This window comes from Streptomyces sp. NPDC043427 (genome assembly GCF_056436655.1).
This window is the reverse complement of sequence record NZ_JBWKCC010000036.1, coordinates 29,991-53,195: the sequence shown is the minus strand read 5'-3', so window position 1 is coordinate 53,195 and position 23,205 is coordinate 29,991. Positions and strand designations below refer to the sequence as shown.

Annotated in this window: 19 protein-coding genes and 1 pseudogene; 14 read left to right on the top strand and 6 right to left on the bottom strand. The window is 70.6% G+C overall.

The annotated features are described in order from the left end of the window. Positions 1 to 9: 9 nt before the first annotated feature. The 3 genes from AC067M_RS39025 to AC067M_RS39015 are packed head-to-tail and all read left to right on the top strand — an operon-like array spanning position 10 to position 3,783. Positions 10 to 306: a sarcosine oxidase subunit delta gene (locus tag AC067M_RS39025; protein WP_478701743.1), complete on the top strand. Its 297-nt coding sequence runs from the start codon at positions 10 to 12 to the stop codon at positions 304 to 306. Next, complete coding sequence (locus AC067M_RS39020) at positions 303 to 3,161, top strand: sarcosine oxidase subunit alpha family protein (RefSeq protein WP_478701742.1); 2,859 nt, start codon at positions 303 to 305, stop codon at positions 3,159 to 3,161. Before AC067M_RS39025 ends, AC067M_RS39020 begins: the two co-directional genes overlap by 4 nt. Beyond that, the gene (locus tag AC067M_RS39015; protein ID WP_478701741.1) at positions 3,154 to 3,783 is read left to right on the top strand and encodes a sarcosine oxidase subunit gamma; all 630 of its coding nucleotides are present in this window, start codon (positions 3,154 to 3,156) and stop codon (positions 3,781 to 3,783) included. Before AC067M_RS39020 ends, AC067M_RS39015 begins: the two co-directional genes overlap by 8 nt. Positions 3,784 to 3,889: 106 nt before the next feature. On the opposite strand, the gene AC067M_RS39010 is transcribed toward AC067M_RS39015, so the two are convergent. After that, a complete protein-coding gene (locus tag AC067M_RS39010; protein WP_478701740.1) occupies positions 3,890 to 4,741 on the bottom strand; it encodes an SDR family oxidoreductase in 852 nt (283 codons plus the stop codon). 133 nt (positions 4,742 to 4,874) lie between these two features. Here AC067M_RS39010 and AC067M_RS39005 point away from each other — a divergent pair, with 133 nt between their 5' ends. The 5 genes from AC067M_RS39005 to AC067M_RS38985 all read left to right on the top strand — a co-directional run bounded on the left by AC067M_RS39005 (position 4,875) and on the right by AC067M_RS38985 (position 9,568). Then, a complete protein-coding gene (locus tag AC067M_RS39005; RefSeq protein WP_478701739.1) occupies positions 4,875 to 5,441 on the top strand; it encodes an RNA polymerase sigma factor in 567 nt (188 codons plus the stop codon). Positions 5,442 to 5,517: 76 nt separating this feature from the next. Further along, positions 5,518 to 6,441 (top strand): zf-HC2 domain-containing protein, encoded by a 924-nt coding sequence (locus AC067M_RS39000; protein WP_478701738.1) that lies wholly within the window; start codon positions 5,518 to 5,520, stop codon positions 6,439 to 6,441. Continuing rightward, complete coding sequence (locus AC067M_RS38995; protein ID WP_478701737.1) at positions 6,442 to 7,314, top strand: ABC transporter ATP-binding protein; 873 nt, start codon at positions 6,442 to 6,444, stop codon at positions 7,312 to 7,314. It abuts the gene before it with no gap. Continuing rightward, the gene (locus AC067M_RS38990; protein WP_478701736.1) at positions 7,311 to 8,891 is read left to right on the top strand and encodes a hypothetical protein; all 1,581 of its coding nucleotides are present in this window, start codon (positions 7,311 to 7,313) and stop codon (positions 8,889 to 8,891) included. Before AC067M_RS38995 ends, AC067M_RS38990 begins: the two co-directional genes overlap by 4 nt. Beyond that, entirely contained in the window at positions 8,876 to 9,568 is a 693-nt protein-coding gene (locus AC067M_RS38985) for a hypothetical protein (protein WP_478701735.1), read from the top strand. Before AC067M_RS38990 ends, AC067M_RS38985 begins: the two co-directional genes overlap by 16 nt. A gap of 158 nt (positions 9,569 to 9,726) precedes the next feature. Here AC067M_RS38985 and AC067M_RS38980 read toward each other — a convergent pair whose 3' ends face one another. Continuing rightward, positions 9,727 to 11,028, bottom strand: a complete 1,302-nt coding sequence (locus AC067M_RS38980; RefSeq protein WP_478701734.1) for an alpha/beta hydrolase family protein — start codon at positions 11,026 to 11,028, stop codon at positions 9,727 to 9,729. Between the two features lie 210 nt (positions 11,029 to 11,238). Between AC067M_RS38980 and AC067M_RS38975 the strand changes: the two genes are divergently transcribed. Continuing rightward, entirely contained in the window at positions 11,239 to 12,609 is a 1,371-nt protein-coding gene (locus AC067M_RS38975; RefSeq protein WP_478701733.1) for a sensor histidine kinase, read from the top strand. Then, positions 12,606 to 13,310 (top strand): response regulator, encoded by a 705-nt coding sequence (locus AC067M_RS38970; RefSeq protein WP_478701732.1) that lies wholly within the window; start codon positions 12,606 to 12,608, stop codon positions 13,308 to 13,310. Before AC067M_RS38975 ends, AC067M_RS38970 begins: the two co-directional genes overlap by 4 nt. A 44-nt stretch (positions 13,311 to 13,354) precedes the next feature. On the opposite strand, the gene AC067M_RS38965 is transcribed toward AC067M_RS38970, so the two are convergent. Further along, positions 13,355 to 13,525, bottom strand: coding sequence for a hypothetical protein (locus tag AC067M_RS38965; protein WP_478701731.1), 171 nt, complete (start codon positions 13,523 to 13,525; stop codon positions 13,355 to 13,357). A gap of 153 nt (positions 13,526 to 13,678) precedes the next feature. Between AC067M_RS38965 and AC067M_RS38960 the strand changes: the two genes are divergently transcribed. Next, positions 13,679 to 15,493, top strand: a complete 1,815-nt coding sequence (locus AC067M_RS38960) for a hypothetical protein (protein ID WP_478701730.1) — start codon at positions 13,679 to 13,681, stop codon at positions 15,491 to 15,493. Between the two features lie 105 nt (positions 15,494 to 15,598). Here the strand turns inward: AC067M_RS38960 and AC067M_RS38955 are convergent, their stop codons facing one another. Further along, positions 15,599 to 17,170, bottom strand: coding sequence for a multicopper oxidase family protein (locus AC067M_RS38955; RefSeq protein WP_478701729.1), 1,572 nt, complete (start codon positions 17,168 to 17,170; stop codon positions 15,599 to 15,601). 171 nt (positions 17,171 to 17,341) lie between these two features. Here AC067M_RS38955 and tap point away from each other — a divergent pair, with 171 nt between their 5' ends. The 3 genes from tap to AC067M_RS38940 all read left to right on the top strand — a co-directional run bounded on the left by tap (position 17,342) and on the right by AC067M_RS38940 (position 21,319). Then, positions 17,342 to 19,498, top strand: a complete 2,157-nt coding sequence (tap, locus tag AC067M_RS38950; RefSeq protein ID WP_478701728.1) for a telomere-associated protein Tap — start codon at positions 17,342 to 17,344, stop codon at positions 19,496 to 19,498. Between the two features lie 6 nt (positions 19,499 to 19,504). Beyond that, positions 19,505 to 20,059 (top strand): telomere-protecting terminal protein Tpg, encoded by a 555-nt coding sequence (gene tpg, locus AC067M_RS38945; RefSeq protein WP_478701727.1) that lies wholly within the window; start codon positions 19,505 to 19,507, stop codon positions 20,057 to 20,059. A gap of 153 nt (positions 20,060 to 20,212) precedes the next feature. Beyond that, positions 20,213 to 21,319: an NAD(P)/FAD-dependent oxidoreductase gene (locus AC067M_RS38940; RefSeq protein WP_478701726.1), complete on the top strand. Its 1,107-nt coding sequence runs from the start codon at positions 20,213 to 20,215 to the stop codon at positions 21,317 to 21,319. Between the two features lie 7 nt (positions 21,320 to 21,326). Here the strand turns inward: AC067M_RS38940 and AC067M_RS38935 are convergent. Together AC067M_RS38935 and AC067M_RS38930 are read right to left on the bottom strand one after the other, a co-directional pair. Next, positions 21,327 to 21,506 (bottom strand): annotated as a pseudogene (locus tag AC067M_RS38935) (tripartite tricarboxylate transporter substrate binding protein); the annotation flags it as partial. A gap of 169 nt (positions 21,507 to 21,675) precedes the next feature. Continuing rightward, the gene (locus AC067M_RS38930; RefSeq protein ID WP_478701725.1) at positions 21,676 to 23,082 is read right to left on the bottom strand and encodes a cytochrome P450 family protein; all 1,407 of its coding nucleotides are present in this window, start codon (positions 23,080 to 23,082) and stop codon (positions 21,676 to 21,678) included. Positions 23,083 to 23,205: the final 123 nt, after the last annotated feature.

Below are 23,205 nucleotides of genomic sequence, written 5' to 3'. Positions count from 1 at the left end.
GAGGACGTCGTGCTGCTGATCACCTGCCCCTGGTGCGGCCCCCGTGACGAGACCGAATACCACTACGGGGGACAGGCCCACGTCCCCTACCCCGAGACCCCCGCGGACCTCACCGACGAGCAGTGGGCCGAGTACGTCTTCTACCGCGACAACTCCAAGGGCCCCTTCGCCGAGCGGTGGATGCACGGCACCGGCTGCCGCCGCTGGTTCAACGTCCTGCGCGACACCGTCACCAACGAGGTGCTCACCGCCTACCGGCTCGACGAGCCCCGCCCCGAACTGCCCCAGGCCGGAGGGAACCGATGACCGACCAGCACTTCCGGCTCCGGCAGGGTGGCCGCGTCGACCGCGCCACCGTGCTGCGGTTCACCATCAACGGACGCGAACTGACCGGGCACCCCGGCGACACCGTCGCCTCGGCGATGCTGGCGAACGGGCTCGTCGAGGTCGCCCCGTCGCTCTACCGCGGCCGCCCGCGCGGCATCGTCGCCGCGGGCGTCGAGGAACCCAACGCCCTGCTCCAGCTCGACGGCCCGTGCTCGGAGGGCATGCTCCCGGCGACGACGGTGGAGCTCTACGACGGCCTGTCCGCCACGACCTTGTCAGGGATGGGCCGACTCGACCCGACCCCCGACCCCGCCGTCTACGACAAGAAGTACGTCCACACCGACGTTCTGATCGTCGGCGCGGGACCGGCCGGGCTCGCGGCAGCCGCCGCTGCCGCCGGCTCCGGCGCCCGCGTGATCCTCGTCGACGACCAGCCCGAGTCCGGCGGTTCGCTGCTCGCCGGCGCGCGGAGCGACCTCCAGTGGGTCGCCGACGTCCGCGCGGCACTCGACGCCGCCCCCGAAGTCGTCGTACTCGAACGCACCACGGCCTTCGGGTCGTACGACGACAACTACGTGCTCGCCCTCCAGCGGCGCACCGACCACCTGGGAACTGCCGCTCCGGAAGGCGTCTCGCGCCAGCGGCTGTGGCACATCCGGGCCCGCCAGGTGGTCCTGGCGACCGGTGCCCATGAGCGTCCGCTGGTCTTCGCCGGCAATGACCGGCCCGGGGTGATGCTCGCTGGGGCCGTTCGGACGTACGTCAACCGGTATGGCGTGGCGCCGGGTTCGCGAGCCGTGGTGAGCACGACGAACGACAGTGCGTACGACACGGTCGCCGACCTGCACGCGGCCGGGATCGACATCGCCGTCGTCGTGGACGCGCGGCCCGAACTGTCCCGCAGGGCCACCGAGGTCGCCGAGGCGACCGGGGTGCGGGTGCTGACGGGCAGTGCGGTGGTCGGCACCTCGGGCGACCACCGGCTCACTGGCGTCACCGTTCAGGAGCTCGACGTCGATGGCCAACTCACCGGTGAATCCCAGCCGTTCGACTGCGATCTGCTCGCCGTGTCGGGCGGATGGAGTCCGGTGGTGCATCTGCACAGCCAGCGCCAGGGACGGCTGCGCTGGGACGAGGACGTGGTGGCCTTCGTCCCCGACGGGAATGTACGGAACCAGCAGGTCGTCGGTGCGGCTCGGGGGACGTACGACCTCGGCGGTTGCCGGGCCGAAGGAGCGCGCGCCGGTGCACGCGCCGCCACGGACGCCGGGTTCCCGGTGGCCGTACCGTCTGATGTCGCGCGGCTCGCAACCGGCCCGACGCGCGCCCTGTGGCTGATACCCGCCCCCGACGGCGAACCCGGCACCTGGGACACCCACTTCGTCGACCTCCAGCGCGATGTCACCGTCGCCGACGTCTGGCGCTCCACCGGTGCCGGCATGCGCGGTGTCGAGCACGTCAAGCGCTACACCTCGCTGGGCACGGCGAACGACCAGGGCAAGACATCCGGCGTCAACGCGATCGGTGTGATCGCCGAGGCCCTCGGCGGTGCGCTGGGAGAGATCGGCACCACGTCCTACCGGGCGCCGTACACGCCCATCGCCTTCGCGGCCCTGGCCGGGCGCGAACGAGGCGAGCTGTTCGACCCGGAGCGGACCACCTCCCTCCACCAGTGGCATGTCGCGCACGGTGCGGAGTTCGAGGACGTCGGGCAGTGGAAGCGCCCCTGGTACTACCCCCAGGCCGGTGAGGACATGGACATGGCCGTGGCCCGTGAGTGCCGTGCGGCCCGTGAGGGGGTGGCGTTCATGGACGCCTCCACCCTCGGCAAGATCGAGATCTGGGGCGCGGACGCGGGCGAGTTCCTCAACCGCGTCTACACCAACGCCTTCAAGAAGCTCAAGCCCGGCATGGCCCGCTACGGCGTCATGTGCAAGCCCGACGGCATGATCTTCGACGACGGTGTGACCCTCCGCCTCGACGACAACCGCTACTTCATGACCACCACGACCGGCGGCGCCGCCGGGGTCCTGGACTGGCTGGAGGAGTGGCTGCAGACCGAGTGGCCCGGACTCGACGTGCACTGCACGTCGGTGACCGAGCAGTGGTCGACGATCGCCGTCGTCGGCCCCCAGTCGCGCGAGGTCGTAGCCCTTCTCGCCCCCGAGGTCGACCTGTCCAACGAGGCCTTCCCGTTCATGGCCTTCCGCGAGACCACCCTGGCCTCCGGCATCCCCGCCCGCATCTGCCGGATCTCCTTCTCCGGCGAACTCGCCTACGAGATCAACGTCTCGGCGTGGTACGGCCTGGCGGTCTGGGACGAGGTGTACGCGATCGGCCGGCCGTACGGCATCACCCCGTACGGCACCGAGACCATGCACGTCCTGCGGGCCGAGAAGGGCTACATCATCGTCGGCCAGGACACCGACGGCACCGTCACCCCACAGGACGCGGGCATGTCCTGGGTGGTCTCCCAGCAGAAGGACTTCATCGGAAAGCGGTCCTACTCCCGCGTCGACACCTCACGCACCGACCGCAAGCAACTGGTCGGCCTGCTGCCGACCGACCGCACGACCCGGCTGCCCGAGGGCACTCAACTCGTCGCGCCGGACGTGCCGATCACTCCCGAGGCCGGGCCGGTGCCGATGCTCGGTCACGTCACCTCCAGCTACCACAGCCCGGCCCTCGGCCGCCCCTTCGCCCTCGCCCTCGTCGCCGACGGGCGGGCAAGGATCGGCGAGACCCTGCTCGCCCCGGTGGGCGAGGACCTGGTGCCCGTCGAGGTGGCCGACTTCGTCCTCTACGACCCCGAAGGGACCAAGCGAGATGGCTGATCCGACGATCGAGCAAGGCGCAGGCCCGGTGGCGCTGCGCACGAGCCCCCTCGCACATCTGGAGGAGCAGATGCGCGCCGCCGCCGTCAGCGGCGCCCGTGGCGTCACGCTGACCGAGCAGCCGTTCCTCACCATGGTGAACCTGCGCGTCGATCCCGCGTCCGATGCGGCCGCCCGCATCGAGAAGACCCTGGGGGCGCCGCTCCCGCGCCAGTGCGGCCACACCGCCGAGTCCGGCGCCCACACGGTCGCCTGGCTGGGCCCCGACGAGTGGCTCGTGCTGTCCCAGGCCGACACGCCCGCCGTGGCCGCCGGGTTGCGCGAGGCACTCGGCGGAGACCCGGGCTCGGTCGTGGACGTCTCCGCGAACCGCACCACGCTGGAGCTGAGCGGCCCGGCCGCCCGGCAGGTACTGGACAAGGGCTGCCCGCTGGATCTGCACCCCCGGTCCTTCGCACCTGGCGAGGCGGTGTCGACCACGGTGGGCCCCGTCGCGGTACTGCTCTGGCAGGTCGACGACATGCCGACGTATCGACTGTTCCCACGGTCCTCGTTCGCCGACTACCTGGCGCGCTGGCTCATCGACGCGATGAGCGAGTACCGCCGCCCGGAGGTGCCGTGACGGGGCTCGGCGCGGTCGTCTGCACCGGGTCAGCATGGGCCCCGCCTGAGTGGCCGGCTCGGCGCGACGGGCCGCGGGCACGGCTCGCCACAGCGGCCGGGGGACATCACGCGAATCGTGGTTGACGGGGGGCGTCTCCTCGGAGGAACTCACGGGCGCCTCGGAGCCTGATCCGCAGGCGCTCCTGTGTGGCGCGGCTGTCGAGGCGTACGTCGAGGGGCCCCGGCAGCGGGATGTCGGCTCGCCGCCCGGCGGGCAGTCGCGCGGCGTCGAGCCCATCGCGCCGGGCGATCAGCACGCCGAGGTCGTGACGGCTGAGGGCGTCCGGCCCGGCGAGGTGGAACACGCCTGCCACATCGGACAGCGCGAGTTCCAGGAGAGCGGCGGCCAGGTCCTCCACGTGCACCGGGCAGCGGATGTCGTCGGTGAACAGGACGCCGTCGTGCGTGCCGGCCGCGAGGGCGTGCACCATGCGCTCGTGGACGGACCGCCCGTGTCCGATGATCAGCGAGGTACGGGCCACCGCGGCGCTCGGCAGGAGGAGCCGCACGGCCGTCTCGGCGGCGGCCTTCGCGGCGCCGTACGGGGTGAGCGGGTCCGGAAGGCAGGTCTCGTCGTAGCGGTCGCGGGCACCGGAGAACACCGCGTCGCTGGAGACATGGACGAGGCGCGAGCCCTGCTCCGCGGCGGCCATCGCGACGCGGACCGCCCCGTCGGCGGTGATCGACCAGTCGGAGTCGCTGCTCGCCAGGTTGACGACGACCGAGGCGGCGACGTCCTTGACGACCCCTGTGACCCGCACCGGATCCCGTAGGTCGAGGGCATGCCAGGCGACACCCGAAGCGGGGCCGGGTTCGGTGGTGGCAAAGGTGGCGGCGGTCTCGAGTCCCGCCGCTGTGGCCTGGCGGACCAACTCGGTTCCGAGAAAGCCGCTGCCGCCGATGATCAGGATGGTCATGGCTCGACACAGTAGGTCCTGGGCGACATCGGCCGACTGGCCGCCGACGGACAACTGCGACCCGTCACGAGCCTGTGATTTAGATCACAACCTGAGGGTGAACCAGGTAGGGCCTTCGGATCGACGAGCGGGTGTGAAGGCCGAACAAGGGGACGGGGATGCCGATGCTGAGCTCCTGGGTGCGGTGGCCGAGGGGGACCGGGAGGCGTTCGAGGAGCTGTTCCGCAGGTTCGCCCCGTGGCTGAGGGGCCGCTTGCGTCAGCGGTGCGCTGATCCCGTCCTCGTTGACGAGGTCGTCCAGGACGTTTTCGTGGAGGTCTGGCGCCATCGTGAGCGCGCCCGAAACGGCCGCCTCGATCAGGTCGAGGACGTGAACGGGTGGCTGTGGCGCATCGGCTGGCGTCGGCTGATCGACGCGCAGCGGGCGCAGGAACGACGGGGGCGGCTCGTGCGCCGTCTCGCGGTTCTGCCGAGACGACACGGGGTGTCCGCCGAGGAAGAGCTTCTGGCGGAACTGGGCGACAGGGCTCTGGCCGCGGTGGAGTTGCTGCCCTCCGACCTGGGGGCCGTGATGCGGGCGACCGCGCTGGACGGGCTGACCGTGCGGGAGGCCGCCGAGCGGCTCGACATCCCCACCGGCACGGTCAAGTCCCGGGCTTCCCGAGCCAGACGGCTGCTCAGGCAAAGGCTGCAGCCGTGACCGGAACCCCGACGAGGAGAAAGACGAGTGCCGTGAGCACGGCCACCGAAGACAGGGCCAGCAGGAGGAGGAACAGATGAGCGGGGCACCATTTTCCGGCCCGACTGATCGTCCGGGCGGCCACTCGGCGCACCTGGACCCCAGCCTGCTCTGCGCATACGCGGCCGGACCGCTGTCCTACGAGCTCAGGGGCATCGTGGAAGCCCATGTGGACCGGTGTTCGGGCTGCCGTGAGCGGTTGTCCCCGCTCCTCGCGGACGAGGAGGCGTTGTCCTCCATCTGGGAACGGATCGACCGCACCACCGACGAGCCGACGAGGAGTGTGCTGGAAAGGTGTGCGCTGCGCCTCGGAGTTCCGGAGCACGCGGCTCGGTTGTGCGCGGCGATGCCCTCACTGAGGTGGTCCTGGTGGGGTGGGGCGGCGCTCCTGCTGATGCTGGCCGTGGCCGTCGCGCGCTGGAGTGAATCCACGTCGGCGCCCTTGCTGTTCTTCGCGCTGGAACCCGCCCTGTCGGCCGTCGCCGTCGTCGCGGTCACAGGTCAGCGCTTCGACCCCGCGTACGTATGGCTGGCGGTCTCCCCGCTGAACGGCTTCCGGGTCGTGCTGCTGCGTGCCACCGCGGTGCAGGTACTGAGCCTGGTTCTGAGCGCGGTGAGCGCGGCCGGGCTGCCACTTCCGTTTCCCTACATGCTCGGCTGGCTGATTCCGTCACTCATGCTCACCGCGGTCTGTCTCGCCCTGTCGAGCCGGATGGACGCGGCCCCGGCCATCGGGCTGACCCTCACAGCCTGGGGCGTCTGGCTCGTGCTCACCTACAACTCCAAACTGCCCGGAGGGACGCGACTTCTCCTCCCCGAGGCACAACTGGCCATGGCAGCCGTGGCCGTACTGACCACCGGCGTGCTCTTCGCGCTGCGCGACGGATTCGACACGTTCGACAGGCAAGGCCGGACGGCTCCTCATCAGGTGCCGACGGCGGGGACGAGGGGGCTGGCGTAGATGGAATCCACAGCGTCACAGGTCACGTTGACCGACGTAAGCGTGCGCTACGGGCGCCACACCGCACTGAGGGACGTGTCCTTGACCCTCGGACCGGGGGTGACGGGCCTGTTGGGGCCCAACGGTGCGGGAAAGACCACCTTGCTGCGCATTCTTGCCACGGCGGGCACCCCGGACGCGGGCACGCTTGAGATACTGGGCCTCGATCCTCTGACCACCGCGGGCCGGCAGGCCCTGCGCCGACGACTCGGTTACCTCCCGCAGAACCCAGGACTTCCCTCCCATTTCACGGCCTTCGACTTCATCGACTACGTGGGGATCCTCAAGGAGATCAGCGACAAGGGGGCCCGGCGCGGGGAGGTCCGCAGGGTGTTGGAAGAGGTCGGCCTGACCGCCGACCGGAGCAAACGCATCCGGAAGTTGTCGGGCGGCATGCGCCAGCGCGTCGCACTCGCCGCCGCCGTCGTCGGTGACCCGGAGCTACTCATCCTGGACGAGCCGACCGTGGGCCTCGACCCCGAACAGCGTCTGCGCTTCCGCGAACTCATCGCCGGACTGGGGGAGAGCAGAACCGTTCTGCTCTCGACACACCAGACGGAGGACGTGGCAGCCCTGTGTCACAAGGTCGTGGTGCTCGACCACGGCACAGTGAAGTTCCAGGGAACCCCACACGAGCTGGCCCTGTTGGCGCAGGGGCGGGTCTGGAGCAGCGACGAGCGCTCGCCCGGCGCTCTCGCGGCATGGCGCACCGGCGTCGGTACCTTCCACAACATCGGCATCCCACCGGCCGACGCGTCGCTGGTCGAACCGACCATCGAAGACGGGTACCTTCTGCTCCTCGACGGAGCCCAGTCATCCGTGAGTGCGGTATGAGCGACGTGCGCCCTGTGCCCCCACTGCCACGGAACGCGTTTCAGGCCCAGTGGTCACTCGCCCGGTTCGAGTCCGCGCAGGTGGTGCGGCACCCCGCCTTCGTCACCGCCGTCCTCCTCTACGTCGGCCTCTGGACATACGAAGCGCTGGGCAACGGCCTCCGCAGCCGCTATCCGGTGCTGCAGGACGAGGACCGCTACACACAGGTGCCGCTGCTCCTGCTGGCTGCGGGAGGTCTCGTCGCGACGAATCTCGCCGTCACCCGGATGCACCGGCACGGTGCGGGGCCGCTCTGCGAAGTACTCGAACTGCCCCTGTGGCGGCGGGTGCTCGCCCACTTCGGCGCCGCCCTCCCGCCGGCCGCGGTGGCCGCGGTTCTGGCCGCGGCCCGGATCGCGTACTACGCATCGGCTCCCACAGCGGTCGGCAGCCCCTCGGTCGTCGAACTGGTCACGGGACCGGTTGTGGTGCTCCTCGCCTGCTGTACGGGCGTGACCCTCGCATGCTTCACCCCGGCGGTCACGGCAGGCCCCTTCGCCGCGGTGTTCATCGGAGCACTCGTCCTGTGCAGTGCGCTGGATGTACGGGGTATGAAGTGGTGGGGCCCTCTCGGAGTGGAGAGCGAATTCGCGGCCCCCCTGCCCACCGACCTGATGCACCGTCCCGCCTTGACGCATCTCGGGTATCTGGCTGCCGTGACCGGCGTACTGGTCCTGCTCGCCCTGGCCCGAGCCGGATCGCACACTGTCCCGGTACGGTCGGCGCTGGTTCTCCTGGTGGTGGGCGCCGTCCTGGTCGGCGTCGTCCAATACCAGCCGCCCTCCGACGCTTTGGCGGCCCGCCGAGACACCGCGGAGAAGCACCCGGGCGATCAACAGCGTTGCCGAACGGCCGACATGGTCACGTTCTGCGCGTTCCCCGACTTCCTGAACCGTACGAAGGACTGGCAGAACGTCACCGGAAGCATCCTCGACAAGGTGCCGGATCCCGAGCAGACGGGCCCGTACGCAGTGCGCCAGCGGCTCTTCTTCGGCGGCGATCGGGACGGTGTCGTCGGCAAGCCGCCGCCGGAGTGGGCCCAGGACGACGCGCTGCACCACACACCCGGAGCGGTCACCGTCGGCACCTCATGGGGCACTGACGACATCGGCGGCGGCGAGATGCTCGCCTTCGCGGTGAGGTTCGCCCGCCGTGTGGTCGTCGGCCACAGTCAAGTAGAGGAGACCCATCCGGAGATGCTGTGCCGCGCCCGTGCCGTGACGGTTCTCTGGCTCGCGGCACAAGCGACCTCGGAGACGGCCGACGCACTTCGCTCCCTCGATCGGCGCAGTTTCGGCGGCATCACCTTCTTCACGTTGGACTCGTCCGAGGCGGTCGCCATCAACACCTCAGAGGTTCAGGTCGTCCTCGATCTCCTGGACATGCCCGCGGACAAGGTCGGTGATCGTCTCCAGGCGTCCTGGCCCGTACTCGTCGACGACCGCACGAGCACCGAGCAGGCCGCCCGGCTGCTGGGCGTGTCCCCGCCCACGGACGCCGAACGGGGATCGGAGGGCACCCCATGCGCAACCCGCTGAGGCTGCACACCGCCCTTCTGCCCCACCTGCTTCGCTTCGTGCCCCGCGCTCCACTGGCGCTGGGCGGGGGGCTGGCCTTCGTGGTCTGTGCGCTACCGCTCGCCTTTTCGACCCGCCTCGAACCAGGTGACGCGGCACTGCTGCTCCGCCTGGCGGCCGTACTGTGCACCGTCCCCGTCGCATTCGCCCTGGACGACCCGGCCGCCCGCACCACAGCGACACAGCCGTTGCCTCTGGCAGTACGGCGGTTGCTGCGGCTGGCGCTGACCCTGGCGCCGCTTGCCGCGATCTGGACGACCGGCGGATTCCTGCTCGGGGCCGCGCTCAACCCGGACAACCGTGTCGCGCTGCCCATGGCCGGACTGTCCCTGGAGGCCGCCGCGCTGGGAGCGACAACGATCCTGCTGACCGCGTTCGGCCTCCGCTTCTCCAGGGGAGAACGTGGCAGCACGCTGGCCGCGCCAGGCGGTGTGCTGCTGCCCCTCGTCCTGGTCCTGAGCCCCGCCCGCACGCAACTGTTCGCCGTTCCCCCCGCGCAATCCTGGACCGCGTCCCGATGGGTATGGGCCACGGCCTTGACCGTCGCAGTCGGCACCGCGGCCGTCCTCCTGCGCGAGCGACCTCTCGGCACGCGCCGCACATCCGCCGCGCACACCTCACCGACCGCACCCATGTAGGCGCCGCCGGTGAGCACCGGCTCCCCGCGGACATGAGTGCCCGACACATGGACGAGTCCGGTGGGCCCCGCTCACCGGCGTCGAACAGCCCCCGTCACTTCCCTGCGACCTGATCCACACGAAAGACCCTAGGTGTGCTGTCCCGGCACCAGTGCCGATCAGTTGCCGCAGCCGCGTGCTGCCGTGAAGCAGAACGTGACTTCGGGGTAGCGGGGGGACAGCTGGTCCAGGAGGGGCTGCGGCTCGTTTCGTAGGTGGAGGTCGAAGAATGCTCCCGTATAGCGGCGGGTGATCTGCGATGCGCGGGCGGCGGGCAGGGTGGCGCCGATGTCGAGGCCGAATTGTTCCGCGAGGAGGCCGACGTCGGTGAAGGAGGCGTGCTCGGCGCCCGCGACCACGAGCCAGCGCTTCCACCCGGCCAGGTGCTCCCAGTCGCGCTCCCAGGTGGCGGCCGGGCCCCCACCTCCCGGGGTGTACGTGGACTGCCTGCCCAGGAACAGGAACGGCCGCGCCAAGCCGCTGTCGGGGATCGGGACTTGAGCGGTGCCGTCGATGTCGATCCCGGCGCGGATCCGGGAGTCGGCGAGCATGGCGGCGCTGGTGCTCGCGCCTCCGACGGAGTGGCCCGCCATCGCGATCCGACGCGGGTCGATCAGCCGCGCGCCATCCCACTGCGGATGTGGTCCGGTCAGTTCGTCGAGCACGAAGGAGACGTCGGCCGCTCGTCCCCTCACCAGCTTCTCCCAGAACGCCTGGTCGTGGTCGACCTCGCAGGCGGCACAGGTGGCAACCCGCCCGTCGGGGAAGGTGGTGGCGACGTTCTCGTAGGTGTGATCGATGCCTGCCACGACGTAGCCCCGGCTCGCCAGGTCCTCGGCCAGCGAGGTGAGCGTGGCGCGGGGTTTGGTGAAGCCGGGCGAGAGCACGATCAGGGGCAGACCGTGCCGGCGGCCTGCCGGTTCGGCGTCGCTGACCGCGTTGGTGCGTGTCTTGCTCAACAGGTCGAGCGGCACGCTCGTGATGCCGCCGTCCGCGAGGAGGAGCTTCGACTCCGTCGGTGTCATGTAGTACGCGGCTCGTTGCCCGTCCGAAGGCTGCGCCGGATACCACACGGAGACCATGAGTTCCCGCACGTCCGCGCCGGGGACCCACGGGTCGGGGCGGGAGGCGTCCACGAGATGCAGGGAGGTTCTGCCGATGTGGTGCGGGCCGGTGGGCCGCGGCAGATACGGCGTGCCGCTCGGTACGGCCGACGCATCGGCGGTGCCGCTCGCGGTGGAAGCGTCCGCGGCGCAGGCGGGCGCGCACGTTGCCATGACGAGGAGCCCGGCGAGCAGCCCGGCGAGGGTGCTCAGGCCCTGGCGCAGGGTCCGAGTCCGGGGTGCCGGCCGTGGGGTGGCCGGGGTCCTGCCGCCGTCGTCGCGGTGATCGGCTGGTGGTCTGGTCAGTGGTGCGGTCATGGTCGTCTCCCTCGGTCGCCAACTCTGGCTCCAGGGACGCTAGAAGCGGGGCAGGTCTCGGCACGTCGGCCGCCGGGGCAGTCTTCGGTACCGCGCCGGGACGATGTCGCACGCGTCATCCTCTCGGTGTAGTCGATCGACGTATGAAGGGTGATCACAGTGATCACCGGGGCGGATGTCGCCGCCCGGGGCATCGGTGAGAATGAGCCGGTGACGACCGTGCCTAGGGCGGACAGACTGCTGGAGCGGATCAAACCGGACCGGCTGGGGGAGTGGATCAAACCGGGCCGACCGGGGGAGTGGTTCGCGCTGCTGACGCGCTCGACCGGTCCGCCCCCGCGGCCCACCCGGCGCGGTCGGACGTTCGACGCGGCGCTGGCACTGGCCGTCGGCATCGGCTCCGTCTACTACGTCCTCGACAACATGACCGCCATCGTGGACCGCGGAAACCGGCCCGCGCCCGCGCCGGGCGAGTGGGTCGGTCCGGTGATCGTGGCGATCATCGCCGCGGTACCTCTGACGCTGCGTAGGCGGTACCCGCTCGCCGTGCTGTGGATCGTGCTGGCCGCCGTCATGGTGACACCGCACGACGCACCGCGGCTCACCTTCTACGCCTGTGTCGTCGCGGCCTACAGCGCCGCCGCCTACAGCCCGCACCGGATCCCCACCCTGGCCAGCCTGGCGGTGGCGGTGCTCCTGGTCCACGCGGACTCGGCGTTGCCCACCGTCCCCGCCAAGTACGCCCCGTACCTGATCCTGGTCCCGATCGTGGTGGCGGCCAACGGCCTGTGCACATGGAAGCTCAGAACGGACGAGGGCCGGCGGCGCCTGTCCGCGTTGGAACGTGAGCAGGCCGAGGCGCTGCGCCGCGCGGTCGAACACGAACGCGCGCGGATCGCCCGCGAGTTGCACGACGTGGTGACGCACAACGTCAGCGTGATGGTCATCCAGGCCGGTGCCGCCCGCAAGGTCATGGACGCCCACCCCGACCAGGCTCGCGAGGCGCTCCTCGCGGTCGAGGCCGGCGGGCGGGCGGCGATGACCGACCTGCGGCACGTCATGGGGCTGCTCACCATGAGCACCCCGGACAACACGGACAGCACGGGTGTTACGGGTACCACGGACACCCACGCCGTTCCCGACGGCCCGATCCCGCTCGACCCGGCCGATCTGACGCCGCAACCGAGCCTGAACCAGCTGGAGACACTGGTCGCACGGGTGCGTGAGACAGGCATGCCGGTCGAGTTGGCGGTGACCGGGCAAGCGCGTCCGCTGCCGTCCGGGGTCGAACTGGCCGCCTATCGGGTGGTGCAGGAGGCACTGACCAACACGGTCAAGCACGCGCCCGGCGCGAGCGCGGCGGTCACCGTCGACTACGCGGCCACGCGCCTCCGCGTCGATGTCACCGACACCGGCGGCACACCAGGTGCGTGCGCTGCCACCGGCACGGCCGCCGGAGCCGGACGTGGGCTGATCGGTCTGCGCGAACGACTCGCCGTCCACGGGGGAACGGTGCGGACCGGGCCGCATCGTGCCGGGGGCTACCGCGTCACCGCACTGATCCCCTTGGAGGCTTCGTGAACGGCTCGCCGCGCGTGGTGATCGCTGACGATCAGGCACTGGTGCGTACGGGCTTCCGGATGATCCTCGCGGCCGACGGCATCGACGTGGTCGCCGAGGCGACCGACGGCGCGGAAGCCGTTGACGCCGTTCGGCTCATCCGACCCGACGTGGTGCTGATGGACATCCGTATGCCGGAAATGGACGGCCTGGAAGCCACCCGTCACATCCTGACCGGCACGGACCACAAGCCCCACGTGATCATCCTGACCACGTTCGACCTCGACCGCTACGTCTACGCGGCCCTGACCGCAGGGGCCGCCGGTTTCCTGCTCAAGGACACCACCCCCGAACACCTTGTCGCCGCCGTCCGCATGGTGCGCTCCGGCGACGCGCTGCTGGCCCCGGCCATCACCCGCCGCCTCGTCGAACGATTCGCCCACCACGACCCCGACACCACCGCTGTCCACCGCGACCTGGCCGTACTGACCCCACGCGAGCGTGAAGTCCTGCGACTGCTGGCGCACGGGCTGAACAACGCCGAACTCGCCGACCACCTCCACCTGTCGGAGGCCACAGTCAAGACCCATGTGGCCCGCATTCTCGCCAAACTCGGACTCCGCGACCGCGTCCAGGCCGTCATCGCCGCCTATCGGACCGGGCTCGTCAGCCCCACCCGGACACACGACGGCACGACTTGCCGCACCCTGTCCGCAGGGTGAGCCGTGATACTGGCGGTCCGGCCCGAGGAGGGGGCCGTGCCGGGCTATTGACCGTTTCCAGTGGAAGTGACCAGGGCGATGAGAACCAGCAGGCACGTGGTGAGGGTGATGACATCTTGTGCGCTCCAACCCTGCTGGAGGGTCAGGACGAGGGCGACGGCAACGACGTAGGGCCACGAACGGCGCGGCTGCTGTGGCGAGTTGGGGTTGGTCATGGCGGGGGCTCCAGAGATTGGCTGGTGTGCTGGAGACCCACGGTGATCCATGGTTTCGTTGTCCGGCGTAGCCGAACGCGATTGCCGCAGGTGACGACTCATTGATCGGGGACAACCCGGGGTTGTTCCTGGACAAGCAAGAAGGGGGAGCGGATGGGGCGGCCGCTGGGGGCGCTGAAGGGGCGGACGGAACAGGCCAATGAATTCGCCCGCTGGTTACGCCGGATCACCACCGGCGTGACAGTGCGGACCCTGGAGGAGGATTTCCCCTACGGCAAGTCCTCGTGGAGCGGGTTTCGTGACGGCAGCCGGTTGCCGCCCGCTGACCTGGTCGAGCAGGTGGCCGTCCGCTACTTGCGTGAACCCGCGATGCGCAAGCGCCAACTGGAGCACGGGCTGAGCCTGTTGACAGCGGCGGAGCGGGCCGCGAAAGCTCTTCAGGACGAGGTGGTCGCCCCACCCGTCGCGGACCTGTCGGCGGTACTGGCCGCACAGCGTCGGCTCGACCCGACGACCCTCGCGTTGCTCCGCTTGGACGATGCCCGCCTGCGTCAGATCGAGGCGATGCAGAAGTTCGCCGCGTCCGAACGGCGGCGCGAGGAACTGGAGACCATGGTCTCGATCCTGGAACAGCGCATCACCGTCCTGGAGAGCGAGCGCGACCGGGCGAGGGAGGACATCCGCGCGGAGCTGCTGCACGAACTGCAGATGTCGCGGGAATACCGGCGCCAGGCCGGCGAGAGGCTCAAACAGGCCGCCCAGGCCGTGGAACGGGCCCGTCAGTACCGGCTCGCGGCGGACACGCAAGTGGCTCGCGAACGGCACGAGCTGCTGCGCGTCGACGGCGGCGGTACGGGGGACACCGCCCTGCCGCCCGCGCCGAACGGCACGGTGGCCGAGGAGTTGCAGCTGCCGCCCCTGCACCGCATCCAGGAGTTCCTCGACGCGAATCAGGAGCAGATGGATGCTCTGAACGACGAGCTGGACGACCTCGGTGAGGAGCTGGGCGTCCAGGCGGCACAGGGCTCGCAGGACGACGATTCCGCCGCGACCCGCATCGTGTGGGGGCAGGTCGTCGATCCGGCGGACCCTGCCGGGGATGTCCGCACATCCGCGGTGGACAATCCGCGAAAACCCCTGACCAGCACAGACACCACGCATGCGGCGAAGGAAATGGGGCCCGAAACACCTCCGGCAGCGCATGCCGTGGCCACCGCGCCCGGACGTCACGCTGTGTCGGCGGAGCTGGTGGTCGGCCTGAGCACCGTCAGCACTCCGGATGCCCTGTCGGTGGCGCTCTCCCGGCTGCTGCGCCGGGCCGGAGTGCAGTCGATCCGGCAGCTGACCGCCACGCTGCCCGCCGACATGAAGGACGACGTACTCGGTGCGGCGGTGGGCCGCTGGATCGATGGCGACGCCCTCCCCGACACCTGGCCCCATCTCGAGGCGCTGGTACGGCTCATGGGAGCCACGGACGACGAAGCGGCGGCGTTCCAGCAGGCATACGAACGGATCACCCACAGCAGCTCCGCCGCGTGGAGCAACCCCGATGGCGACCTGTCCGACCTCACGCCCTTCACCCGCGGCCTGCACCACCTCCTGCGCACGTCGGGCGTGGCGCGGCCGCGGACGGGGGAGTGGATCACCGCCGTCCTCACTCCAGTGGTTGTCGTCGCCCTCACGACCGCCTACACGGCCGGCCTCCGACTCACCCCTCGCCCCGGCCTGATGAGGCTGAGTGCCTACGGCGCCCTGCTCTTGACCGTGTGCCTCCTCGTTCTGCTCGTCACCGCCCGGGTCGCCGTACTGTGCGCGCGGACGAAGAGGTCCGCGGTGCATAAACGCTTCAGCGCCGTCAGCCTCGTCGTCATCAGCGTGCTCGCCGTTCCGGCGGGGCTGGTCCTGCCCTGGCTCCTGGACTCCGACACCCCTGGACGATGGTTCGCCCATCTCATAGGGCTGGTGTAGCGCTGACCGAGGTCCGTCTGGTGGTCAGTTGCGTCCGGCCATGACGCCGCCGTGTATGTCCCGGACCGTGCCGGTGACCCAGTCGGTCCGGTCCGGAAGCTCGGCTCAGGCCCCGTAGGCCACGAGCGCCATCATCCCGGCCTCCCCGTGGTAGACGTTGTGACAGTGCAGCATCCACTGGCCCGGGTTGTCCGCGTCGAAGAAGACGGACACCTTCCGCTGGGGCAGCACGATGGTGGTGTCCTTGCGGGGGCCGGTGCTGCCGAGCTGGTAGGTGTGGCCGTGCAGGTGCATCGGGTGCCACATGTGGGTGGCGTTGATGAAGTCGAGCCGGACGCGCTGCCCCTCCTCGACGAGCAGCGGGTTCGCCGTCGGGTCGGCCATGTCGAACCGCTTGCCGTTGATGGCCCAGTCGTACTTGGCCATGCTGCCGGTCAGTTTGATCCGGTGGACCCGGTCGGGCTCCTTGGCGTCCAGCCGGACGTCGTCGACGGCGCGCAGCTGCGAAGCGGTCACGATCAGGCCGTCCAGTTCGCTCGGCCGCACATCCGGCTTCGGTGTGCCGCCCCACCCGGTGCGCAGGACGGCCATACCGGAGGCGCCCTTGCCCTCGGCGAGCGCGACCAGCGGGAAGACGCCGTCTCCGAGGGTGACCAGGACGTCGTACCGCTCGCCCATGCCGACCAGCAGCGCGTCCACCTGCCGGTGCTCGACGGGGTAGCCGTCCGTGTGGGTGATGGTGAGCTTGTGACCGCCGAGTGCCACCCGGTACGCGGTGTCGCTGCCCGCGTTGATGATCCGCAATCGGACGCGGCGGCCCGGCTTGCTGCGGTGAACGGCGGGGTCGGACGGGACTCGCCCGTTGATCAGGTGGTACGGGTACTTCACGTCCCCCGCGTCGCCGCCGAGCAGCTCGCTGGTGGCGCCCGTGAGCATGAACGTCGTCGACATGTCGTGACCGTCTTCGTCACCGTCCCCGCCCCCGTCTCCGGAAGACTCGGACGGTGCAGCCGTCGCCTCCTTCATGTCCATCCCGACTGTACCGTGGCTGAGTTCGGTGAGGACGTCTTCGGGGGTGCCGGTCACACCGTCGAGCCAGTCGTCGAGGACGACGACCCACTCGTCGTCGTACGACAGCGGCTCCCTGGGGTCCTCGACGATCAGCGGGGCGTACAGAGCGCGGTCGAGCTGGACACCGACGTGCGGGTGGAAGAAGTACGTGCCGGGTGTGTCCGCGATGAAGCGGTACGTGAAGGTGGACCCGGGGTGCACGGGGCTCTGGGTGACGGGCGGTACGCCGTCCATGTCGCCGCGCAGCGCGATGCCGTGCCAGTGGACGGACGTCGTCGTCCCGGCGGGCAGTTGGTTGGACAGTTCGGCGGTGACGGTGTCGCCGGCCGAGATGCGGATCGCCTCGGCGGGGACTTGGCCGCTGAAGGCCCAGGACCAGGCCACGACGCCGGCGCCGAGGTCGAGGGCGGCGGGAGCGGCGGTCAGGTTGCGAGGGCGCACCCTGCCCGTACTGCTCCGCTGTTCCTCCACGCGGGCGACCTGGGAGCCGGAGGGGCTCAGGAGCGAGGGGCTGGTGGAGGCTTCGGCGCCGCAGGCGGCGAGCAGGGCGGTACCTGCCGCGCCGAGCCCGGCGATCAGGACGGAGCGACGGTCGATGCAGTTCACGAAGGGTCCTCTTCTCGATGCGCTGGTGCAGCTGAGAGAGTGTTTGCGCGGGCTGTCCGAATCCCAACGGCGCCACGCCCACATTCAGCCCGTTGCCGACACGCGTCAGCCCTCTCTGGGCTAAAACCAGGGGTAAATTCTGCTAGCGTCCCGGGTGGAGGTGGCGCATCCGTGGCAACCGAGGAAGAGCTGTTCGCGTCCGTCGACGCCCTGTTGGAGGAGGAGCCGCAGCTTCCGCCGCCTGCGGAGCGGGCGAGGCTGCGTGAGGCGGCGGGGATCACTCAGGCGCGGCTGGCGCAGGCGTTGAAGTCCACGCTGCAGACGGTGAAGAACTGGGAGAACGGCCGGAGCGAGCCGCGGCCGCCACGACTGCAGGCGTATCAGCGACTGTTGGAGGGCTGGGCGGCGAAGTATCCCCAGTCCGGCGCCGCGGCGAAGGACGCACAGCCCGGCGCCGTCCCCGCTCCCGCGCCCCCCGTCGTGCCCGAGCCCGCCTCGGAGACGCTCCCCGGCCTCACCGGCCGCGCGGTGGAGCAGCCGGTGACCGCCGTCCCCGAGGCGCCGACACCCGCCCCGGCGGTCGCGACCCGTACGGAGCGGCCCCCCGTGCCCCGTACGGCGTCACCCCGTCCGGACCGCAGACCCGTCCCCGTCGCCGACGCCCGCTTCCCCAACGGTCCGCTGGCCGTCCTGGACGGCGACGGGCAGGCGTACGGCGTGGGTGGCGTCGTCCTGGACTGCCCGGCGACCACGGTCCCCGAACTGGTGGAGTGGACGCTGCGGGAGTCGGGGCTGGGTGCGCCCCGGTTGCACCGCAACGGCAAGGACAGTGACCCGCTGGTCGTGCTCACCCCGTCCGCGGCCGTGAAGCTCGGTCTGCCGGAGCGCCTGGAGGGCCACGAGCAGCGCCGCTCCCTGCGGTTGGAGGAGGGGCACCCGGTCCTCCAGCAGATCGCCAAGGCGAAGTGGCAGCTCACGCAGCGCGGATTCGGGCCGTGGGCACGTGTCTACCGCCCGGCCAAGGGCGGCGAGCGACAGTGCGTGCAGCTCGCGATCGTGTCCTGGGACGCGTTCGACGCGCGTGCCTGGCCCGGCGTCCCGCAGATGGAACCCTCCGATCTCGCACACGCGCTGGGTGTGTACGCGACGCGGGTCATCACCCCGCGCGGCTCCACCGCCGTGTCGGGGCTGGAGCTGATGACGGCGCTGCGCCCGCCGACCCGCGCCGTACGCGACGCGGCCACCGGCGGCTGGGTCTCCGGCCACAACCCCGGCTCCCTCGGCACCGAGCCGCTCGACCCCGCGCCGCCGGAGGCCACCCCAGAGCATCCCGTGGTCGCGCACAGCGGCTGGACCGGCGGCTTCCTGGACGAGGAGGCCTGCCAGTGGGTGCGCGACATCGACCTCCTCACCGGAGCGGAGGCGGCCCTTCCGTTCGCGATCGGCCTCGACCTGAATGTCGCCTTCCTCGCCGCTTCCGCGCGCCTGGTCGTGGGCCTGTCCGGTCCCGAGCACTTCGTGGGCCCGGCCTTCAACCCGAAGATCCCCGGCTCCTGGCTGGTGGACCTCTCCCACGTCGACCTGGACCCGCGGCTGCCGTCGCCGTTCACGCCGAGCGGCGAACGCCCGACCGGGCCGGCCTGGTACCAGACCCACACCGTGGCCTACGCCGTCGAACTGGGCTACAACGTGGCCCCGATCGAGGCGTATCTGCGCAGGGAGACCGGCGCGTACCTGGACCCGTGGCACGACCGGCTCAGGACCGCCTACCTCGACACGATGGCCGACCTGGGCGTCGCCAAGGACCTCGACGACCACGCGTTCCTCGCCGCGATGGAGCGGCACAAGAACCTCGACCCGGCCCTGACGGCCGTACTCGCCGCCATCAAGGCCACCGTCAAGGGTGGCGTGGGCAAGCTCAGGGAACGGCCGCAGGGGCGGCACTACCGGGACGGCGACCGCTGGCCGGCGCTGGAGCGCCCGACCTGGCGCCCCGACATCCGCGCCGCGGTCATCTCCAAGGCCCGGGTGAACATGCACCGCAAGATGCTCAACACGGCCAAGGCGACGGGCCTTTATCCGCTCGCCGTGCTGTCCGACTGTGTCGTCTACCCGAGCCCGGGGCGTTCGCCGCTGGACTTCCTCCCCTACAGCACCTCCGGCAAGCCGCTTCCGGGCGCGTTCCGTCTCGGCTGCGCTCCTGGACTGGCGAAGGTCGAGGGCGTGCAGGAGATGGCCTGGGCGGTCGACCTGATGGAGCAGGGCTTCAACCCGGCCCGCCACATCAAGGGCGACGGCCACGACGCCAGGTTCGACGAAGGGGAGTGACGGGCCGTGGGAGACATCGACGACGCCCTGGACCGCGCAGGCCAGGAGGTGTTCACGAGACAACCGCCCAGGACGCTCAAGGGGCAGATCGGCTTCCTGATGAAGCAGCTCAAGACCACGCGGGCCGTCGCGGCGGAACTCGGGGTCAGCAGGCGGTCGGTGGAGCGCTACCGCAAGGGCGAACGCAAGCACCCGCCCAAGCCCATCCAGGACCGGGTCGACGCGGCCGTACGGGCCCGCTGGCAGCCGCAGGTCCGCAAACGGCGCCAGAAGCAGGCTGCCACCGCCACCGGCATCACCGTGGAGACCCGCGCCCAGTTCGGCTACACGGCCCCGATCGGCTCCACCGACGACGGCCGCTTCCGCCGGCTCACCGTCCACCTTCCGCCGGAGTACGCCCGCCGCCTCTTCGACGCCCGTGAACAGGGTGCCAGCGACCAGCAGATGCGTGACATCGTCGCCGAGGGACTGCAGGAGGTGTACTTCAAGGACGGCGGCCGCCGCGCCAACGACCTCGAGGTAAGCCTCAACAACATCGACTACTTCGACGTGTCCTTCTAATCCGCCCGGGGCGTACGCCGTCACTTCACAAAACGCTCACACACTCTCACCAGAGCTTGAGGTTTCAAGCGTTACGCTCACCGGCAGACCGAGTGGCCGAGGGCGGCCCCGCCGCGGTGCTCGTCTCCCCCCACCTGGTACAGGAGATTCGGCGTGCGTGACGGCGACGTAGTGGTGATCGGCGGCGGTTATGCGGGTGTCCGCCTGGCGAAACGACTGGACGGAACGGCCCGGGTCACCTTGGTGGACCGCAAGGAGGTCTTCTTCCACCGTATCGCCTCCCTCCGCGCAGGCGTGCACCCGCACTGGACGGTGACCCCCTTCATCCCCTATGACCGGCTGCTGCGCAACGGCCGGGTGGTGGCGGGCAAGGCGGTCCGCATCGACACCGCCGAGCGGCAGGTGGTGCTGGCCACGGGTGAGCGGCTGCCGTACGACGTGGTGGTGATCGCCACCGGCGCCGACTACCCCGAACCGGCCCGCTTCACCGGCACCACCGTCGAGGAGACGATCAAGTCGTTCTCCGCGCACCAACAGAGAATCGGTTCCGCCGAGCACGTCCTCGTCGTCGGCGGCGGGCCCTCCGGCGTCGAGCTGAGCGCCGAGATCCGGCTGGCCCGCCCGGACGCCCGGGTCACGCTCGCCCACTCCGGGCCCGCGCTGCTCCACGGGACGGGCAGCGAGCGGGCCGGGCGCAAGGCGCTCGCCTGGCTGGAGTCCCACGACGTGGAGGTACGGCTCGACTCCTTCATGTCCCCCGGCAACGACTTCGGCACCTATCGCGACGCCCGGGGCCACATCGTCGAAGCCGACCTGTCCTTCTGGGCGACGGGCACCACCCCCAACACCCTTTGGCTGCGCCTGGGCGGGCACGGCGACTGGCTGAACACGGACGGGCACGTCAAGGTGGACCGGACGCTCCGGGTCGACGGCTGGGCGGACGTCTTCGCGGTCGGCGACGTCAACGACGCCACCGAGCTCAAGATCACCCCCGCCGCGCTGGCCCAGGCGGACCTCGCCGCCTGGAACATCCGTGCCTACCTGAACAGTTCGGGCAGGCACCGCAAGGACCCCCGCCTCTACCGGCCGATCCACCGCACCCCGATCATCGTGCCCTTCGGCTCGGCCGACGGCCTGACCATGCTGCCGGTGCCGGGCGGCGAGACGGCGGTCCTCGGCAGTCGTACGTCGGTCCTGGCCAAGGCGAAGACCCTCATGACGCCGTACATGAGACGCCAGCTCGGCTACCCCGGCACCTGAGGCAGTCGCTGCGGCTCAGCCCGCGGGCCGTGATGTCGTACCCGCCGCCCGGCGAGTTCGGGACCATGAGACGCAGACCCGGGATCTGCGTGCCGCTGTCGGCGCCGCCACCCGTGGTGAGCAGGGGCGGTCCGGCGAGCACGAGCACGGCTGCCGCGAGCAGATGGAGGGAGGTCCGCAGGCGCATGTGAGTCACCGCCTTTCGGGGCGCTGGGGTGGCCCACATGGTGCCCGCGGCTGAAACCGGCTGTCTCTCTTCGGTAAGCAAGGGAGGTTGTGGTCTTTGCGATCACATGCCCCTTGCCGGGGGGTGGGGGGTGACCCTAGGTGGGGGCGCCACGGTGACCGCGAGCCCGTCACCGTCCGCGGACCAGCCCCGCCAGGTAGCGCCACAGCGACGAGCGCGGCCTTTCGGCGCCCTCCGGGTCCGGAGCCTGACCGGGGGAGGGCGGGGCGGCGGGCAGGGGAGGCGCGGGCGTGGGCGGCGTGGCGGGAGGGCTCGCGAGGGAGTAGCGCACGGGGAGCGAGCGCAGACCCCGCATGAAGGGGGAGGAGCGCCAGGGGAGTTGGTCGAGCGGCAGGGAGAGTTCCAGCCCGGACAGGCGCTCGAACAGCCGGCTCACGCCGATCGCCGCCGTGGTGGTCGCCAGTTCCCTGGCCGGGCACTGGCGCGGTCCCGCGCCCCAGGCCAGGTGCGCCCGGGTGCTGATGGTCGACGCGGGGCAGACGTTGTCCGAGAACGCCGGGTCGGCGTGGGCGGCGCCGACGGACACCCACACCGGGTCGCCCGCCGCGACGGTGTAGTTGCCCAGACGGGTGTCGGCGACGGGGAACCGCGGGACGAAGTTGATCAGTGGTGGCTTCTGCATCACCACCCGGTTCATGGTCTCCCTGATCATTCCCGCCGACAGGCTGGCCCGCGTCGAGGCGTTCCCGCTGATCACCTCGACGACCGTGTTGGAGATCAGGATGCCGACATGGTCCGAGGTCATGCCGAGCAGCATCATCAGTTCCCGGGACAACTCCTCGACACCGAGGCCGGGGTGGGCGGCGAGCAGATAGGAGGGGAAGTCGTCGCCCGGCTCCTTCATCTTCAGGGCACCCAGCTCCGCCAGGGCCGCCAGCAGCCGTTCCAGGGCGGGCCCGGCGTCGGGGCCCGCGTCCAGCACCCGCCACATGTCCATCAGCACGTCGTCGTTCTGGGAACCGGGGAAGCCGAGCAGATGGCTGGCGACCATCAGCGGCAACGGCCGCGAGAACTGGGCGGACAGATCCGCCCACCCGGTGCCGCCGCCCTGGGAGAGCAATGTGATCAGCTCGTCCGCGTCCCGGGCGATCCGCGCCCTGAGCTGCCGGGCCTGGGCGTTCCGCGGGTCCTGGAACGGCCTCAGAGCCGCGTCCCACCCGGCACGCAGGCCCAGGTACCCCTCCCCGCCCTGTATGAGCACATGGTTGACGTCGAGAGAGGGGGCCAGCGGCCAGTCCTCGGGGAGCCGCCCCTCCTCACGCGCCCGCCAGTTCTCCAGCCCCTTCGGAAACCCTTGGTCGTCCCGAAGAACCTCCAGCGACTCCCCGTAGCCCAGCACCAGCCAGACGGGCACCCCCAGCAGGTCGACCGGCGCCACCGGACCGTGGATCCGGCGCAGCCGCTCATAGACGAGGGCAGGGTCACGCTCGTAGTCCCGGGTCATGAGCGGCTCCAGGCTCATCGACTCCAGTGGCCCGTGAGGAGCTGTCGACCCGCTGTTCAGATGCGACCCCATGACTTCCTTTCCTACGACGAGCGTTCCTCCGGGCTGAACGCTCCGTGCACGTGACGGCCCCACAGAGTAAAGAGGATCGCCCGCCGGGCACAGACAGCGGGTCCCACATGACCGAACCCGTCG

Excerpts from the sequence above, each read along its gene's own strand:
- AC067M_RS38985 (WP_478701735.1), top strand. The coding sequence starts at position 8,876 with ATGCGCAACCCGCTGAGGCTGCACACCGCCCTTCTGCCCCACCTGCTT.
- AC067M_RS38995 (WP_478701737.1), top strand. The coding sequence starts at position 6,442 with ATGGAATCCACAGCGTCACAGGTCACGTTGACCGACGTAAGCGTGCGC.
- AC067M_RS39000 (WP_478701738.1), top strand. The coding sequence starts at position 5,518 with ATGAGCGGGGCACCATTTTCCGGCCCGACTGATCGTCCGGGCGGCCAC.
- AC067M_RS39015 (WP_478701741.1), top strand. The coding sequence starts at position 3,154 with ATGGCTGATCCGACGATCGAGCAAGGCGCAGGCCCGGTGGCGCTGCGC.
- AC067M_RS38980 (WP_478701734.1), bottom strand. The coding sequence starts at position 11,028 with ATGACCGCACCACTGACCAGACCACCAGCCGATCACCGCGACGACGGC.
- AC067M_RS38960 (WP_478701730.1), top strand. The coding sequence starts at position 13,679 with ATGGGGCGGCCGCTGGGGGCGCTGAAGGGGCGGACGGAACAGGCCAAT.
- AC067M_RS39010 (WP_478701740.1), bottom strand. The coding sequence starts at position 4,741 with ATGACCATCCTGATCATCGGCGGCAGCGGCTTTCTCGGAACCGAGTTG.
- AC067M_RS38930 (WP_478701725.1), bottom strand. The coding sequence starts at position 23,082 with ATGGGGTCGCATCTGAACAGCGGGTCGACAGCTCCTCACGGGCCACTG.
- AC067M_RS38990 (WP_478701736.1), top strand. The coding sequence starts at position 7,311 with ATGAGCGACGTGCGCCCTGTGCCCCCACTGCCACGGAACGCGTTTCAG.
- AC067M_RS38965 (WP_478701731.1), bottom strand. The coding sequence starts at position 13,525 with ATGACCAACCCCAACTCGCCACAGCAGCCGCGCCGTTCGTGGCCCTAC.
- AC067M_RS39020 (WP_478701742.1), top strand. The coding sequence starts at position 303 with ATGACCGACCAGCACTTCCGGCTCCGGCAGGGTGGCCGCGTCGACCGC.